Raw genomic sequence first — 15,510 nt, 5'->3', positions numbered from 1 at the left:
GATAACCGCGGCCCGGCCTCAGCCGGGCCGCATTCATCATTCAAAACAGGCCATCAGCCCACTACGCCGTTCCGTTCGGGTAGCGATGGCCATCTCCAGTACTCGCTCATCGGCATACAGCGACAAACGCCGCCGCGCGCGGGTAATCGCCGTGTAAACCAGCTCCCGTGTCACGACTGGCGCAAACTGCCCCGGCAGGATCAGCGCCGCATGGTCGAACTCCGATCCCTGCGATTTATGCACCGTCATCGCCCACGCGGTTTCGTTATCCGGCAGGCGGCTCGGCACGACAGGCTTCAGCTTGCCGCCCGGCATCGGAAACCAGACGCGCAGCCCGTCGCCACGATCCAGCGCCACGCCGATATCGCCGTTAAACAGCCCCAGCGCGCTGTCGTTGCGCGATATCATTACCGGTCGCCCTTCATACCAGCGCGACAGCGGCGTACGGCGAATAATACGCCGCTGCGCCAGCGCGTGCTCCACCCGTTCATTCAGCCCCGCGACGCCGAAAGGCCCTTCACGTAAGGCGCACAGCATCTGGAATTCACTGAATGCCGCGAGGATTTCTTGCGGTTCGGCCTGTTCGCGCAGCAGCGTTAAAAAGCGTTCATACCCCGCCAGCGTCTCGTCGATCATCTGCGCGTAGTCATCATTGCCTGCCAGGGTTTTACAGGCGATATCCTCAAAGCCGCGGCCAAACGTCTCTCTGGCGGCCCGATGATCGCTGCGGTTTACGGCAAAGGCGAGCTGCCCTATGCCGGAGTCGCTGCCAAAGCGATAACTTTTTTGCAGCAGGCACAGGCAGTCACGCAGCGCGCCCGCCGGATGGGGCTCGCCGCCGTCTATCTCGCAGCCGGTGATGCGCCCAAGCTCGGCGGCGCGTTCCGCAGTAAAGCCGTGATTGACGAAGTGGCAGATATCCCCCAGCACCGCACCCGCTTCTACGGAGGCGAGCTGGTCGCGATCGCCTAAAAAGATGACCCGCGCATGTTCCGGTAGCGCCGCAATAAGCCGCGCCATCATCGGCAGATCGATCATGGAGGCTTCGTCCACGACCAGCACGTCCAGATGCAGCGGATTGCCTTCATGGTAACGCAGCCGCTGGCTGCCCGGCTGCGCGCCTAAAAGCCGATGTAACGTGCTGGCTTCTTCCGGTAACGCGCGTTTTTGCTCGTCGTTCAACGGCAAACGACGCAGCGCCCCGCCGAGCGATTCCGTCAGGCGCGCCGCGGCTTTACCGGTCGGCGCTGCGAGACGAATACGTGGCAGCTTGTCGGTCGAGAGCTGCACCATCGCCGCCAGCAGTTTGGCGACCGTCGTGGTTTTGCCCGTTCCCGGCCCGCCGGAAATCACGGAGATGCGCCGGGTCAGCGCTACTGCTGCCGCCACTTTCTGCCAGTCCACCTCATGACCTGGCGCGCCAAAGAGTGCATCCAGCACCGTGCTCAGACGTGCTTCGTCTTGTTCAATGGTGTGGTTGCGTTCGCGGAAAAACGCCGCGACCGCCATCTCATGCCGCCACATGCGGTTCAGGTACAGGCGCTCGCCGATAAGCTTCAGCGGCGTCGGATTATCGCCCTCGCTCACCGCAGGCGACGCGAGCAACAGGGCGCGCCACGATGTCGGATTGCCCGCCGCCTCAAACAGTTGCTGCGCCATTTCATCATGACGCCCGGCAAAGCAGTGCGCCGCGCACAGTCGGGAGATGGGCAGGCAGACGTGCCCTTCTCCCGCGTCGCGGCTGACCAACGCGGCGGCGAGCATCACCGCCGGCTCGTCATCGCTTGCGACCATCATCGCAAACTGGGCGTCCAGCGGGCGCAGCAGCTTCTGCACGACGGCCTGCTGGATCAGTTGATGCATTTTCATGACGCATTCTCCTCCACACCGGCGAACAGGGCGTCCATCGCCGTCACCAGCGCCTGCGCAGGACGCGCGGTAAAGATGCCCTGGCTGGCGTCCTCCCCCGTTACGCCGCGCAAAAACAGGTAAATCACGCCACCGAAGTGGCGCTGATAATCGTAATCCGGCAGGCGGTGGCGTAAATAGCGGTGCAGCGCCAGCGTATAGAGCTGGTACTGCAGATCGTAGCGATGCGTCTGCATCGCCTGTGCCATCGCCTCGCGGGTGTAAGCTTGCGGGCTGTCGCCCAGCCAGTTGGATTTATAATCCAGCAGGTAATAACGCCCCTGCCAGCGGAAGACCAGATCGATAAAGCCTTTAAGCATGCCGCGCACCTGGCGGAAATCGAGCGGCGGGCACTGCGCGGAAAGCGGGTCGTGTTCGCGGATGAGCGCGTCCAGCGCTTCAGCGCGCAACGCGGCGTCAATCGGTACGTAAAACTCCAGCTCCACCTGCTTATCTTTCGCGCCCAGCTGATTGAGCGACACGCCGGTGTCGTTCAGCGGCGCGCGCAGTACCTCGTCAATCCAGCGGCACAATACCGGCTGCCAGGCCTCATCGAAACCGCCCAGCTGCAACTGCTGCGCCACCCACTCCGGCGCCACCGGCTGAGTAAAATCGAGCGCTTCAAACAGGCTGTGAAGAAAGGTGCCGGGGGACGCGCCGCGCGGGAACGTATGCGGCGACATTACCGGCTCGTCAGGCACGTCGCGGGCGCCCGCACCGTCGAGATCCAGCTTCGGCAGCAGATCCAGCGCGCGCGCCACGCCATGCTGTTGCAAACCCGAGTAACTGGTGACGCGCCATTCGTCAGCGATGCGCCGTTGCAGCTCACGCGCGGTAAGCGTCGGCGGCGCCGACTCTGGCGGCATCCAGGGCGTATTATCTGGCGCGCCGGGGATCTCCAGCACTAAATTTTCATCGCACAGTGCTTCGATGCAGCGCCGCAGGCCGCTTGCATCCCGTGCTTCGCCTTGCTGTATCAGCCTGCCGAGCGCGCTACGGTGGAGATCGGTTTCGCCCTCTTTTGCGCCGCGACGGCGAAAGAGCGGCGCCACGCCAAGGCTGCAATGCCAGATGGAGCGCGTCAGCGCTACGTATAGCAAGCGTAAATCTTCCGCCAGACGCTCCATCTCCGCGAGTTCCAGACTCTCTTCAGCATTGCTGAGATCAAGCATCGGCGCGAACGTGTCGCGATCGTGGTAAAACGCCTGCCGCTGCTCACGAAAGTCTGCGATAAACGGCAGCCAGACCAGTGGGTATTCCAGCCCCTTGGATTTGTGAATGGTCACCACCTGCACGAGGTGTTTATCGCTCTCCAGACGCAGCTGCTGGCTGGAGGCGTTGGCATCCGGCTCGGCGATATGCTGCGCCAGCCAGCGCACAAGCGCGTATTCGCTGTCTGCCTGCGCGGAAGCTTCCTGCAGTAATTCGCTCAGATGAAGGATATCCGTCAGCCGACGCTCTCCGCCCGGCGTGGCAAGCAAATTTTCCGCAACCTGACGATGCGTCATCAGGGCACGCAGCATCGGCATCACGCCGCGCCGCAGCCAGATTTGCCGGTAGCCGTCAAACTCCTCTACCAGCGCATCCCAGGCGTTCTCATCTTCATTCAGCGCCTCAATGGCGGGCGCATCCAGGCCCAACATGCTTGCCGCCAGCGCGCTGCGCAACCGCGTTTCCACCTCCGGGGCCAGCACCGCCTGTAACAGCCAGAGCATCTCCAGCGCTTCCTGAGTGGCGAATACGCTATCGCGATTGGAAAGATAGACAGAAGGAATATTGAGCGTGTTCAGGGCCTCACGTATCAGATTCGCCTCGATGCGGTTACGCACCAGCACCGTAATATCGGACGCCTGCACAGGCCGCGCCCGCTCTTCACGCCACAGCAGCGCCTCGCCCTTCATACCTGCGCTTAACCAGTCGCGGATCTGCTGCGCGCAGACGCGCGCCATAGTTTGTTGGTAATCACTTACTCCGGCCCCATCGCCTTCCATGAGCCAGAGCTTCATCGCCGGCTGCGGTTTTCCGGCAAACGTAAAGCGCAGCGACTGGTTACGCGCGGCAGGCTTTACCGCCAGAAACGGAATATCGCGAAACATAAACGCGTTATCCATCTGGCTGAAAATGCGGTTCACGCTCTCCACCATTCCCGGTGCCGAACGCCAGTTAGTATCAAGAGTGTAGTGAGCGTTTACTTCGCCGCGGGCGCGCATGTAGGTGAAAATGTCCGCGCCGCGAAACGCGTAAATCGCCTGCTTGGGATCGCCAATTAGCAGCAGCGTGGTTTCTTCCTGGCCAAGCCAGATTCGACGGAAAATACGGTACTGCTGCGGGTCAGTATCCTGAAATTCATCAATCATCGCGGCCGGGTAACGCGCGCGGATAGCCGCCGCCAGCGCCTCGCCGCCCGGCTGATGCAGCGCCTCGTCGAGACGGCTTAACATATCGTCAAATCCCAGTTCGCCCCGGCGACGTTTTTCCTGCGCAACGGTATAGCGGATCTCCGCCATCGCTCTGGCTATCAGTAAATCGCGGATGGTAAATGGCTCGGCCAGTAGCGCGTCGATAGCCTCAAACACCGCATGACGGGGCGCCTCGCCTTTTTTGGTCTTCTCAAGCAACGTTTTTTGAGCGAATTTTTCAAGCGCGCCCGGTAACTGCCAGGTGGTGGTTTCTTCCTGCGCCCAGGCAGAGACCTGATCGAGCCAGGCAGGCAGATAACGGCTGCTGTAGCTGCGCTTATCTACCCCCGAGTTCTGAATCAACTCGGCCAGCTCTGCGGCATTGTCGCGCCAGCGCGCTTTCACTTCATTAATACGTGCAATCGCCTTTTCATAGCGCGTTTCAATCGTTTCGTCATCCGGCGGCGGCACTTTGATCTGCGGCGCTTCGCCATGCAGAAAGCTATTTACATCCCGCAGCAGCGATTCAGGGCCGTCCCACTGTTCACTGACCACGCGCGCCAGCGGTTTGGCGAGCGGGTAACAATGGCGACGCCAGAAATCGGCGCAGGCCTGATAGCGCAGCAGCGATTCATCTTCAATCAGCTGCTGTTCAAACGGCATGCCGGATTCAAACGCGTTAAGACTCAGCATTCGCTGGCAAAAGCCGTGAATAGTAAAAATTGCCGCTTCGTCTATCTGCCGTTCCGCCAGCAACAGCGTACGGGCGGCAAGGGGTTTGTCAGGAATTTCATCCAGTATGCGTTGATAAAGCGGATCGTCGGTACGTTCGCGCAGGCAGGCTACGCGCAGTTCATGAATATTGCTGCGGATACGTCCGCGCAGCTCTTCCGTCGCGGCCTCGGTAAAGGTTACAACCAGTAATTCTTCCACCGTTAACGGGCGTGGGTAAGCGGCCTCGCCTCCCAGCCCTAACAGCAGACGCAGGTACAACGCTGCGATGGTATAGGTTTTCCCGGTGCCGGCAGAGGCTTCTATCAGCCGCTCGCCCGTTAAGGGCAAGCGGAGGGGATCAAGGGACGCTGCGGGCTCGTCGGTCATTGCGTGTCACTCAGAAGCGGTAAAGATTGTTGCAGGGCGCTGACGCTTTGGTAAACCGGCCATCCTTCAGGCGTCGCATAATGGGCCTGCGCGCTCTGGCTACCGGAAACTTGCGAGAGAATGGTCATGCCCTGTCGGGCGAGCACGGCCTGATGGAAAAAATCGGCCAGTTTTTGTGGCGTCAGCTGTTTTATTTCGGCGACAACTTTATCACGAGAATCAAATTTTAAATTATCCCGATCGAAGTCTTTACTGACGGCAGACGCCTCTTCGCCAAGCGTTTGCGGTGCGCGGAGCATGTCGTTGATAATACTTTGCTGAATATGCGCAAAATCCTGCGTGTTCAGCGAACGTAATCTTGATTCCGCTTCCGGGAAAAAGGCCTGATAACGCTTCCAGAGAAAATCGGGCTGTTTTTCACTGCTTTGCAGCAGGAAGCCAATTCCCCACTGACGCCCTACCGGCATCGGAAATGCAAAAACGGCGTATCCCAGCTGTTCCTGAGTACGTAACTGATTGTAGAACCATGGGGAAATAATCTGGCCCAGCATAGCGCTACAGGCCGTGCTGGTCGCCTCGTTATACCCGACCGGCACAAACAGCGCCGCCAGCGCGGAATCAGTACTGCTCCCGGCTTTGTTGAAAATGGCCTGCTGCGTTTTTTCTACGCTGACATCACGGGTGCGCGTCCAGCTTTTCCCTTCGAGCCCCAGCTGACGTTTGGCATCCTGCGCAAAATGCTTTACCTGTTCAGGGGACATATTCCCCACAATTAAAAACTCCGCGCGAGCATGGGCTTTCAGACTGTCTCGATAGGCAAGAATATCCTGAAGCGTGATTTCCGGCAGCTGCGCCCGACGCGCTTCACGCTGGAAATAAGGCACCTGTGAAACCATCTGCACCGGCATGATGGCCTGATCGTACGCTTTGCCTTTCTCGGCAGAATCCAGCATTTGCGTATACCAGGATTTAGCCTGCGCCAGTTGCTCTTGCGTCGGCTCATAGCTGAAATAGCCCTCCAGTAGCGTCAGGAACAGCTTACGAAGATGCTGCGTGTAGCCGTTTGCGCTAATCATCAGGCCGCTGTTGGCGCTGCTGGAAAAACCGATGCCGCCGACGGACGCCTGATTGCTCAGCTGATCGAGCGCAAGGCCAGCGAGGTAGTCATTAAGCGCAAATAACACCTGGTTTTTCGCGCTGTTCATCGCCTGTTCGTTACGCAACACCAGCGTAATATCCGCCCTCGGCTCGCTCGCGAAATAGCGGCTCGGCATATAGAGCGCACGCAGGGTAGGCTCCGAAACCAACAGTTGCGGATGCGCATAGGGCTTTTGCGGCTTAATCAGGCTGAAATCGCTCGGGATATAGGGATTAGGCTCAGGAAGCGTGAGCGCAATCTGCTGTCCCAACGTCTGCCACTGTTTCAGCGTCGCTACCGGGATTTTCTCTACCTGATAAGGTGCCTCGACAAAATACGCTTTTTTATTGTGCGGCTCGTCCGGGCTGATGTACCAGATGCGCGCATTTTCCGGCGTCATCATGGTGAGGCGCGATTTGACTGCCTCAGGATCAAACTGGTCGGCAATATTGACGACATCCAGCGTATGCTCAACCGGCACGCGCAGCATGCTGTCCGCCAGCCACTCGACATAATTCATATCGCGCGTAATGGAGGGATAGCGGAAATCCAGATCCAGCACGTGAGACAGCTCGGTGAAATAGCGCTTGTCGATGCCCTTTTCACGCAGTGTCTGGAGATAACGGAAAATGGCGGCAACGACTTTATCGCGCTGCGCGAGGCCTTTATCGGTGAGCGATACCGAGATGACCATGACGCCGCTGTTACCTGCTACCACCGGATCGGAGTCGGCTCTGACGCTTTCAGCGAGCCCCTCTTTTTGCAGCCAGTCGGACAGCGTTCCTGGACTGCGGTTGCCAATCATATAGCTAATAAGCTCATCGGTTTTGCTACGGAATTTATCGCTGTTATTTTCAATGCGAAACTCCACGCGCAGCGCTTTAAGAGGTTGTACCGGTACGTAATGAATAAAAATGCCCTGCTGCGCAGGCGTCACGACAGGCGCGGTGACCTGCGGCGGCGTCAGATTTTTATTCGGCACGCGTCCCCAGGTCGCCGCCGCCATCTGCGCCAGCGCGGGCAACGGTCGGTTGCTGTAGACCACCGCTTTCATGAGATTCGCGGAATAATATTTATCGCGAAACCCCACCAGCGCCTGATGCAGAGGACTGCCCGGTTTATCACGCAGCGTCTCCAGATTGCCGCCCGAAAAACGCGAACCCGGATGTGCCGGATTTAGCGTTTCGGCGCTCACCTGCGCCATACGCATGCCGTCGCGCGCGCGCGCCATGGTTAATTCCGCATTGACGGCGTTACGTTCACGGTCAGCATACGTTTTATCGAGTTTTGGTGCGGCGATGGCATCGGCGAGCCGGTCCATCGCCCCCTCAAGCGCGTCGTTATCAACTTCCAGATACCAGGCGGTGCGATAAGGCGCGGTGCTGGCGTTATGGCTTCCGCCATGCAGTTTCAGGTATTCCGCCAGGCTGTCGGGCTCAGGGTATTTCTGCGAGCCCATCAGCGTCATATGTTCAAGATAGTGCGCAAGGCCCAGGTGATCGTCGGGGTCTTCAAGCGACCCCACAGGCAACACTAACGCCGAAAGAGATTTTACGGCCTGCGGATCCGACACCAGTAATACCACCATGCCGTTGTCGAGCCGGATCGCCTGATATTCCCGGTTATCACGATCGCTTTTACGGATCGTGTCTTTCAGCGGTTGCCAGCCGGTATCGGCCTGCGACAACGGAGCCCAGAAGGCCAAACAGATCAACAGCGCTTTGTACCAGTTACGACTTCCAGGCATTTATAAACCTCTCATTTACTACTTTTGCTATTCATCATTAACAAGGCGACGTGCGGCTACTACGTTACTCTCGGGCGTCGAAACGATCGGCTACGCCTGATTTATCCGGGCTGGTGATGGCGAAACAGCGGCAAGAGATAACGCTGGGCTTCACGAATAATGGCCTCGTAATATTCAGGCTCAAGGTTGCGCCACAGGCGCTGATACCAGATATCCGTTCCCTCACCTTCCACCATCTGGTTGCCCGTCCAGGCCTGGATCAATTTGTTGCGCGCTTTTTGCTGGGTTTCTTCATCCCACAAAATGGCGTCATTTTTTACGTCGTAGCAGGCTTTTAACCACTCGCCACCGCTCTGAGGCAACAGGATCAACGGCTCGCGCATACCTTGCTGGTAGCCTTCAGTGAGTTCGCGCAGGTAATGTTCCGCCTGCTCTCGCGGCACCGGCGGAAAACGCCAGCAGCTGTCTTTTCGACCATAAAGCCGGCTGGTTCCTTCGCCGCCGCAGGCACAGTAGACCAGATGCTCAAGCCAAAGTTGCATTCCGTGTTCAACGCGCAGTACAGAAGGCCGCCAGCGTAACAGGCCATCCTGCTGCACATGTTGTAGCCAGCCGGTCATTTCTACGTTGCCAAGCTCAAGCGCTATCTCACGACTTTCGCCGCCGTCCCGCTCGGCAAGCACACGCTCCGCCAGCACCTGCATCTCCTGTAACTGGCTTTCCCAGAACAGTTCACCGAATGCGCCATAGGGAAGCTCCCCTGCCGCGCGATAACGCCGGTAGAGCGCTTCCGGGTCCTGCTGTTCCACCAGCGTATTCAGCAACTGCTGGTTCATGTGATAGCGACCCAGGCTATCAAGCGTAAAAGGCTCGGCATCCGGTAGTTCGCTTTCTTCCGTGCGGAAGTTGACCTTTAGCCGTAACTGGAAAAACGCCCGTACCGGGTGACGCCAGAAGCGTTGAAACTGCTCGAACGGCAGCTCTTCGAGCGTAATCGGCTCCAGCGGTTTGATGAATTCCGGATGCGCTTCCCCCTGCTCGCTGGCGGCAGGCAGCCACTCGCGGGCATAGCTCTGGATTTCTCTGGCAGGCTGAAAGTTTTCCGCGTCGAAAGGCGTACGGGGATAAAGCCGCATCAGGTGAGCTTTCACCCTCTGTGCGCTGTCATCACAATTGAGCGCCTCGTCCCCCGGCAGGTAATGGCTCTGGGCCAGATAATCCACCAGTTCCTGCACCAGCACTGACGGGTACTTCTCGCTGTTATCCTGTATCGAACGGCCAATGTAGCTGATATAGAGCTGCTGCTGAGCTGAGATCAGCGCCTCAAGAAAGAGATATCGATCGTCATCACGTCGGCTGCGATCCCCACGCTGCGGCTTCTGGCTCATCAGATCGAACCCCAGCGGCGCCAGCGTCCGTGGATAGACGCCGTCATTCATCCCAAGCAGGCACACCACTTTGAAAGGAATGGAGCGCATCGGCATCAATGTACAGAAGTTTACCGGCCCGGCGAGAAAGCGCTGGCTGATGCGTTCCTGGTCGAGCATTTTCGAAAGCTCATCACGCAATAAATTGAGCGGTACATCGTCTTCATAATGCGCGCCAATGCCCTGTTCAATAATGGCCTGCCACTGCTGCTCAATGAGCGCCAGCGCGGCTTCGGTCTCGGCATCCGGCGCGAAAAAACTGTCCAGCATATCCCGGCAGACCGGCAGCCACTCCGCCAGTGGCCGCGGCTGAGAAAGCCCCTTGCGCCAGAGATTCAGTTGCATCAGAAGTTCAGCGAGGTGGCCGACCAGCTCGGCAATCAGCCCGCTGGATTCATCGTAAGGCAGAACCGACTGCCATTCGCCAAGGTGACTTTCCATCGCGTAGCCCAGCAGCATGCGGGTAAGACCGAACTGCCAGGTGTGCTGACCCGTAGCAGGCAGCGCCAGCTCACGCACATTGTCATCATCCATGCCCCAACGCACGCCGGACTCATTTACCCACTGACGCAGGAAACGCAGCCCTTCTTCGCTGACGTTAAAGCGGGCAGAAAGCGACGGCACTTCCAGTAACGCCAGCACATCTTCTGAGACAAAGCGGCTGTCAGGCAAAGAGAGCAGCGTAATAAACGCCTGCAGCGCAGGATGCGCCTGACGGGCGCGCCGGTCTGAAATGGCGAATGGCAGATAGCGCTCCTGGCTTGCACTGCCGAAGACGGCCTGGATAAAAGGGCTATAGCTGTCGATATCTGCCACCATCACGATAATATCGCGCGGCGTCAGTTGCGGATCCGCCTCCAGCATCTGCAATAGTTGATCGTGCAGGATCTCAACTTCACGCTGCGGACTATGGCACACATGCACCGTAATGCTGCGATCGTCCGGATCGAGGCGGCGTTTTGCGTCACTGCGCTCAAATTCCTCAAGCGTCACGCCAGCCAGCGCCTGATTGCGCAGCTCAAGCAGATCGAATTGCAGGCTGTGCAACAGGTTATCGGGTTCGATATCGACAAACACATCCATCTCTTCAAACCGCTCAAGGCCGGAAAGCAGATAGGTATAGTCGCGGCCCAGCTTGCCCCAGGACGCTAACAGCGGATTTCCCACTTCCTGCTCGCCTTCCTCATTAAACAAGGCGGGGGCCGCTTCGCTGTCTTTAAAAAGCGGCGCGGTACCCTCTCGCGCATGCAGTTTCCGCTGGCGGCTTAACAGGCGCGCAAGGAATGCCGGGTCCTGAATGTCGCCCCAGTAATAACGGCAGGGGTTCGTAAAGAGCAGATGCACATCGATATGTTTACCCAGCGCCTGTAGCGCCTGCAGATAAACTGGCGGCAATGCCGAAATGCCGCAAATAAATACGCGCGCGGGCAAACCCTCCGGTCGCGTTTGCGCATTTTCAAGCGTATGAATAAAACGCTGATAGAGATTGGCACGATGCCACTGAGGCTGCCCCAGCTCTGCGGTATGCCGGACCAATGCCTGCCAGAGTGGCGCCTGCCAGCGTTGGGGTTCGCCGAGGCCATCAACGATATCGCCGGCCTCCCAGCGCGTCAGCCATTCCGGGCGATACACCAGATATTGATCGTAGAGATCCGCGACACGCGAGGCGAGCTGGAATAGCTTACGTTTGTCTTCGTCATCGTGAAGGTAGTGACGCAGCATGTCGAAATCAGGCGAAGCGAGCATACCCGGCAGAAGCTTCATCAGCTTCCAGCTCATGTTCTGCTTAGTGAATGCGCTCTCCTGCGGAATATCGCGCAGTACGCGCACAAACATGTCCCAGATAAAGCTTGCCGGAAGCGGAAATTCAATATTCGCGGCGATGCCGAATTTCTGTGCCAGGCTCATCTGCAACCACTGCGCCATACCGGTGCTCTGCACCAGGACGATTTCAGGCTCGAAAGGATCGGGAAGCGGCTGTTGTTCAACAATGAACTCCATAATCGCCTCCAGCACATCAAGCCGGTTGGAGTGATAAACCCGTAACATAGTGACTCCTGACTACTACTCTTCAGAGGGGCAATGTACACGTCTGAGTTGCCCTTGCCTGCCCCCAGGGCTCGACACAATAACCGAAATGCTGACACATCCCGCTACGGAAGTCTCCACCCGCGTCGCTTTCCAGCCCTCCGGTAAGGGTGGCGGGCTGATTTCTGCCTGCTGGCTCGCAAAACGCCAGAGCTGACGATAGTGCCACTGATGAAGAAATCCCTGCGTCAGCGTCTGGTAATACCCCGTTAAGGCGCCAATGATGATGATAAACAGAACCAGCGAAACGAGAACTTCTGGCAGACTAAACCCGGCCTGGCGAGAATGATTCATGGCAGCTGACATTGTTTTGCCTCTGTCAACGGACAAAAGTCGCTCCAGCCATGGGCTGTAAAATGCAGTATCTCTCCGTCAGCCTGCGCCCAACGCCAGAGCGTAATGGGCGCTGTGTTCTCCTGCGTACCCTGTGCCGCGACCAATACATGCGTTTCTGTTTGCCTGACGCAGGCTCGGCCATTTACTTCAGGCAACCGCTGACATTGCCACTGAGGGGTAAACTGCCAGTGCCGATGCTGTGAAAGCGCGAGAGCAGAGAGCGATTCATTAAATGCTCTTATCGCTGCGCTTTCGTTTGCCGCCCGGCCAAAACGGCTATCAAGCTGTTGCTGCAACCCGCTCAGCAACAGACTGCCCAATAGCAGAAAAGACAGAACCATAGAAATGGTGGACATGCTTTTCTCCCCACACTCAGAGATTAAACCCGCTTACGCTGTGCTCAACCGATACCGGCTCGCCGTGATAGCGGAGCACTGTCGCGCTGAGTTTTATTAAAAACAGTGATACGTAACCGGGTCGACGCTTCTCCTGTACCTCGAATCTGTCTATTCGCACCATCGCGGGATTGGTTATTTTTTCCCATCCTTTGCCTTCGCAAGAGATTGCCCCACGGTGCGTTTCAAGGCTGCCATCCCGCAGACGCCAGCCGGTCTGCTCTGCATCAGCAGACGGCGCACCTTCAAAGCGCCCATTACTGTTTGCGTCCCACTGCACTACTACACAGCTGCCATCCCCGTTAAGTTGCAGTGCTTTTCCCTGACAAATGCCGTTGCAATAACCGGCCCGCTGTATTTGCTTGCCTATCGTGAACGCCAGCTGCCAGAGTTCTTCCTGCAAAAGAGTTTGCTGCGCCTGGCGCAGCACGCCGAGCTGCAGCGCCGGTAATAATCTTGCGGCGCCGGTTAGCAAGATGCTGCTGATCCCAAGCGCAATAAGCACTTCAAGCAGAGAAAACCCTTTCTCTTTTAAACGCATGACGCTCCTTCCCCTGGTTCACATAACCGGATACGTCCCCAGACGGAAATAATGAGCCGCCATTCGCCTGCGGAATTACGCAAAATGAGATGTCCGGGCCAGGCCGTATTCCGCAAGCCAAAAAAGGCCAGTCCTGGTGTCATCTCACTTATTTCGATCTCCGGCCAGGGCGGAGAAAACTGATTCTTTGCGCCCTTACGGCACGTTTGCTCTTTGTCGTTCTGCGTGCCAAGGCACCAGCCTTGTGGGCCGCGCTGTAACCAGAGCTTGTGGTCAACGTTACGCCAGTTGGCCTCCTCCCTGAGCTGTTCAAGAAAATCGCGTGTTTGCTGTGCGGTCTGCCATAAGCGCTGTTGCTGTTGCCAGCGCTGCCAGCCGTAAACGCCTGCCGCGCTCATGCTGATGACGATGACCAGCACGACCATGACTTCAATAAGGCTATAGCCCTGCTGTTTTCTGTTCATGCCGCAAGTGTGCCACTTCGCTCAAGCGTGACCAGCGTTGATAAACAGAACCGGAAGACGTCTCGGAAGAAACTCGTCATTTTGCATAAAGTTGCAAAAACGGCGGAAGATGTGCAGAAAAACCGACAAAGGGGATAAAAAAACCGACGCGCGCTGGCGTCGGTTATGGCAGGGTAGCGTTAAATCGCGACGGGCGCTTTGATGGCGGGATGCGGATCGTAACCCTCGATTTCGAAATCCTCGAACCGGTAGTCAAAGAGCGAATCTGGCTTACGCTTGATAATCAGCTTAGGCAGCGGACGCGGCTCGCGGGTGAGCTGCAGACGCGCCTGCTCCAGATGGTTGCTGTAGAGGTGGGTGTCCCCCCCCGTCCAGACAAAATCGCCCACTTCAAGGTCGCACTGCTGCGCCATCATATGCACCAGAAGCGCGTAGCTGGCGATGTTGAAAGGCAGGCCAAGGAACACGTCGCAGGAGCGCTGATAGAGCTGACAGGAGAGCTTGCCGTTCGCCACATAAAACTGGAAAAACGCGTGGCACGGCGCCAACGCCATTTTATCAAGTTCACCCACATTCCAGGCGGAAACGATAATACGGCGCGAGTCCGGATCGTTTTTCAGCTGGTTAAGTACGGTTTCAAGCTGGTCGATGTGGCGACCGTCAGGCGCAGTCCATGAGCGCCACTGCTTACCGTAAACCGGGCCGAGATCGCCGTTTTCGTCTGCCCATTCGTCCCAAATGGTGACATTGTTTTCATGTAAATAAGCGATGTTGGTATCGCCTTTCAGAAACCAGAGCAGTTCATGGATGATGGAGCGTAAATGACAACGTTTAGTGGTGACCAGCGGGAAACCTTCCTGCAAGTTAAAACGCATCTGGTGGCCGAAAATAGAGAGCGTACCGGTGCCGGTACGGTCATCTTTTTGTGCTCCTTCATGGAGCACTTTGTTCATCAGTTCAAGGTACTGTTTCATGGCGTCTCACGAAAGTTGCTGCTGTGGGCGGCGGCGATAAGCCCAGACCATCATGGCTGCGCCTGCGACGATCATCGGAATGGAGAGGATCTGCCCCATGCTGATGTATTGCACCCACTCGCCGGTAAACTGCGCGTCCGGCTGGCGGAAAAATTCAACGATAATACGGAAGGCGCCATAACCTATCAGAAACAGGCCGGAAACAGCCCCCATTGGGCGCGGTTTGCGGATAAACAGGTTAAGGATGATAAACAACACGATGCCTTCCAGGAACAGCTCATAAAGCTGAGACGGGTGGCGCGGCAGCACGCCGTAAGTATTAAACAGCGATTGCCATTCCGGATGCGATGCCAGCAGACTGATATCTTCGCTGCGGGAGCCCGGGAAAAGCATGGCGTAAGGGAAGCCCGGATCGACACGGCCCCACAATTCACCGTTGATAAAGTTGCCCAGACGGCCAGCGCCAAGCCCAAACGGAATCAGCGGGGCGATAAAATCGGAAACCTGGAAGAAGTTGCGTTTAGTGCGCTTCGCAAACCAGATCATGACGCAGATAACGCCGATAAGCCCGCCGTGGAAAGACATCCCGCCATCCCAGACACGGAACAGATAGAGCGGGTTTTCAAGGAACAGCGGCAGATTATAAAACAGCACATAGCCGATACGGCCACCGAGGAACACGCCGAGGAAGCCCGCATACAGCAGGTTTTCAACTTCGTTTTTCGTCCAGCCGCTGCCGGGACGATTGGCACGACGAACGGCGAGCCACATGGCGAAGACAAAGCCCACAAGGTACATCAGTCCGTACCAGTGAAGCGAAACCGGCCCAAGCGAAAAGATTACCGGATCAAAATCGGGAAAATGCAGATAGCCACTATTCATCTGTCACCAAAACCTGTTGTTATCCCGCTGAAAGTGGACAGCGGGTGAGATGCTGCGCCCTTTTCCGGACGCTCCTGAGGCAGCGAATCATAGCATAAAGCCCAGCGTGG

At 57.4% G+C, this 15,510-nt stretch carries 10 protein-coding genes; all 10 read right to left on the bottom strand.

Going from position 1 to position 15,510, the window contains the following annotated elements:
- Positions 1-36: 36 nt before the first annotated feature.
- The gene (recD, locus tag AFK63_RS02595) at positions 37-1,869 is read right to left on the bottom strand and encodes an exodeoxyribonuclease V subunit alpha (protein WP_038868099.1); all 1,833 of its coding nucleotides are present in this window, start codon (positions 1,867-1,869) and stop codon (positions 37-39) included.
- Positions 1,866-5,408, bottom strand: a complete 3,543-nt coding sequence (gene recB, locus AFK63_RS02590) for an exodeoxyribonuclease V subunit beta (protein ID WP_038868097.1) — start codon at positions 5,406-5,408, stop codon at positions 1,866-1,868. The genes recD and recB overlap by 4 nt, the downstream gene beginning before the upstream one ends.
- Positions 5,405-8,293: a pitrilysin gene (gene ptrA / locus AFK63_RS02585; protein WP_038868095.1), complete on the bottom strand. Its 2,889-nt coding sequence runs from the start codon at positions 8,291-8,293 to the stop codon at positions 5,405-5,407. The genes recB and ptrA overlap by 4 nt, the downstream gene beginning before the upstream one ends.
- A gap of 101 nt (positions 8,294-8,394) precedes the next feature.
- A complete protein-coding gene (recC, locus tag AFK63_RS02580) occupies positions 8,395-11,769 on the bottom strand; it encodes an exodeoxyribonuclease V subunit gamma (RefSeq protein WP_038868093.1) in 3,375 nt (1,124 codons plus the stop codon).
- Between the two features lie 15 nt (positions 11,770-11,784).
- The gene (locus AFK63_RS02575; protein ID WP_038868091.1) at positions 11,785-12,114 is read right to left on the bottom strand and encodes a prepilin-type N-terminal cleavage/methylation domain-containing protein; all 330 of its coding nucleotides are present in this window, start codon (positions 12,112-12,114) and stop codon (positions 11,785-11,787) included.
- Positions 12,099-12,500 carry a DUF2509 family protein gene (locus AFK63_RS20025; protein ID WP_071603790.1) on the bottom strand — a complete coding sequence of 134 codons (402 nt, stop codon included), beginning with the start codon at positions 12,498-12,500 and terminating at the stop codon, positions 12,099-12,101. Before AFK63_RS20025 ends, AFK63_RS02575 begins: the two co-directional genes overlap by 16 nt.
- A 16-nt stretch (positions 12,501-12,516) precedes the next feature.
- The gene (locus tag AFK63_RS02570) at positions 12,517-13,080 is read right to left on the bottom strand and encodes a prepilin peptidase-dependent protein (protein WP_038868082.1); all 564 of its coding nucleotides are present in this window, start codon (positions 13,078-13,080) and stop codon (positions 12,517-12,519) included.
- The gene (locus AFK63_RS02565; RefSeq protein WP_038868080.1) at positions 13,071-13,544 is read right to left on the bottom strand and encodes a prepilin peptidase-dependent protein; all 474 of its coding nucleotides are present in this window, start codon (positions 13,542-13,544) and stop codon (positions 13,071-13,073) included. Before AFK63_RS02565 ends, AFK63_RS02570 begins: the two co-directional genes overlap by 10 nt.
- A 179-nt stretch (positions 13,545-13,723) precedes the next feature.
- Positions 13,724-14,518 (bottom strand): thymidylate synthase, encoded by a 795-nt coding sequence (gene thyA, locus AFK63_RS02560; RefSeq protein WP_038868078.1) that lies wholly within the window; start codon positions 14,516-14,518, stop codon positions 13,724-13,726.
- 6 nt (positions 14,519-14,524) lie between these two features.
- Positions 14,525-15,400 carry a prolipoprotein diacylglyceryl transferase gene (gene lgt / locus AFK63_RS02555; RefSeq protein ID WP_038868075.1) on the bottom strand — a complete coding sequence of 292 codons (876 nt, stop codon included), beginning with the start codon at positions 15,398-15,400 and terminating at the stop codon, positions 14,525-14,527.
- Between the last annotated feature and the right edge of the window lie 110 nt (positions 15,401-15,510).

This window comes from Cronobacter muytjensii ATCC 51329 (assembly GCF_001277195.1).
Classification (GTDB): domain Bacteria; phylum Pseudomonadota; class Gammaproteobacteria; order Enterobacterales; family Enterobacteriaceae; genus Cronobacter; species Cronobacter muytjensii.
Note: the sequence above shows the minus strand (reverse complement) of the source record. Positions and strands in the feature narration are given on the sequence as shown.

Bases quoted from the DNA above. Each gene is read 5' to 3' on its own strand.
- recD (WP_038868099.1), bottom strand. From the start codon at position 1,869: ATGAAAATGCATCAACTGATCCAGCAGGCCGTCGTGCAGAAGCTGCTG.
- recB (WP_038868097.1), bottom strand. From the start codon at position 5,408: ATGACCGACGAGCCCGCAGCGTCCCTTGATCCCCTCCGCTTGCCCTTA.
- ptrA (WP_038868095.1), bottom strand. From the start codon at position 8,293: ATGCCTGGAAGTCGTAACTGGTACAAAGCGCTGTTGATCTGTTTGGCC.
- recC (WP_038868093.1), bottom strand. From the start codon at position 11,769: ATGTTACGGGTTTATCACTCCAACCGGCTTGATGTGCTGGAGGCGATT.
- AFK63_RS02575 (WP_038868091.1), bottom strand. From the start codon at position 12,114: ATGTCAGCTGCCATGAATCATTCTCGCCAGGCCGGGTTTAGTCTGCCA.
- AFK63_RS20025 (WP_071603790.1), bottom strand. From the start codon at position 12,500: ATGTCCACCATTTCTATGGTTCTGTCTTTTCTGCTATTGGGCAGTCTG.
- AFK63_RS02570 (WP_038868082.1), bottom strand. From the start codon at position 13,080: ATGCGTTTAAAAGAGAAAGGGTTTTCTCTGCTTGAAGTGCTTATTGCG.
- AFK63_RS02565 (WP_038868080.1), bottom strand. From the start codon at position 13,544: ATGAACAGAAAACAGCAGGGCTATAGCCTTATTGAAGTCATGGTCGTG.
- thyA (WP_038868078.1), bottom strand. From the start codon at position 14,518: ATGAAACAGTACCTTGAACTGATGAACAAAGTGCTCCATGAAGGAGCA.
- lgt (WP_038868075.1), bottom strand. From the start codon at position 15,400: ATGAATAGTGGCTATCTGCATTTTCCCGATTTTGATCCGGTAATCTTT.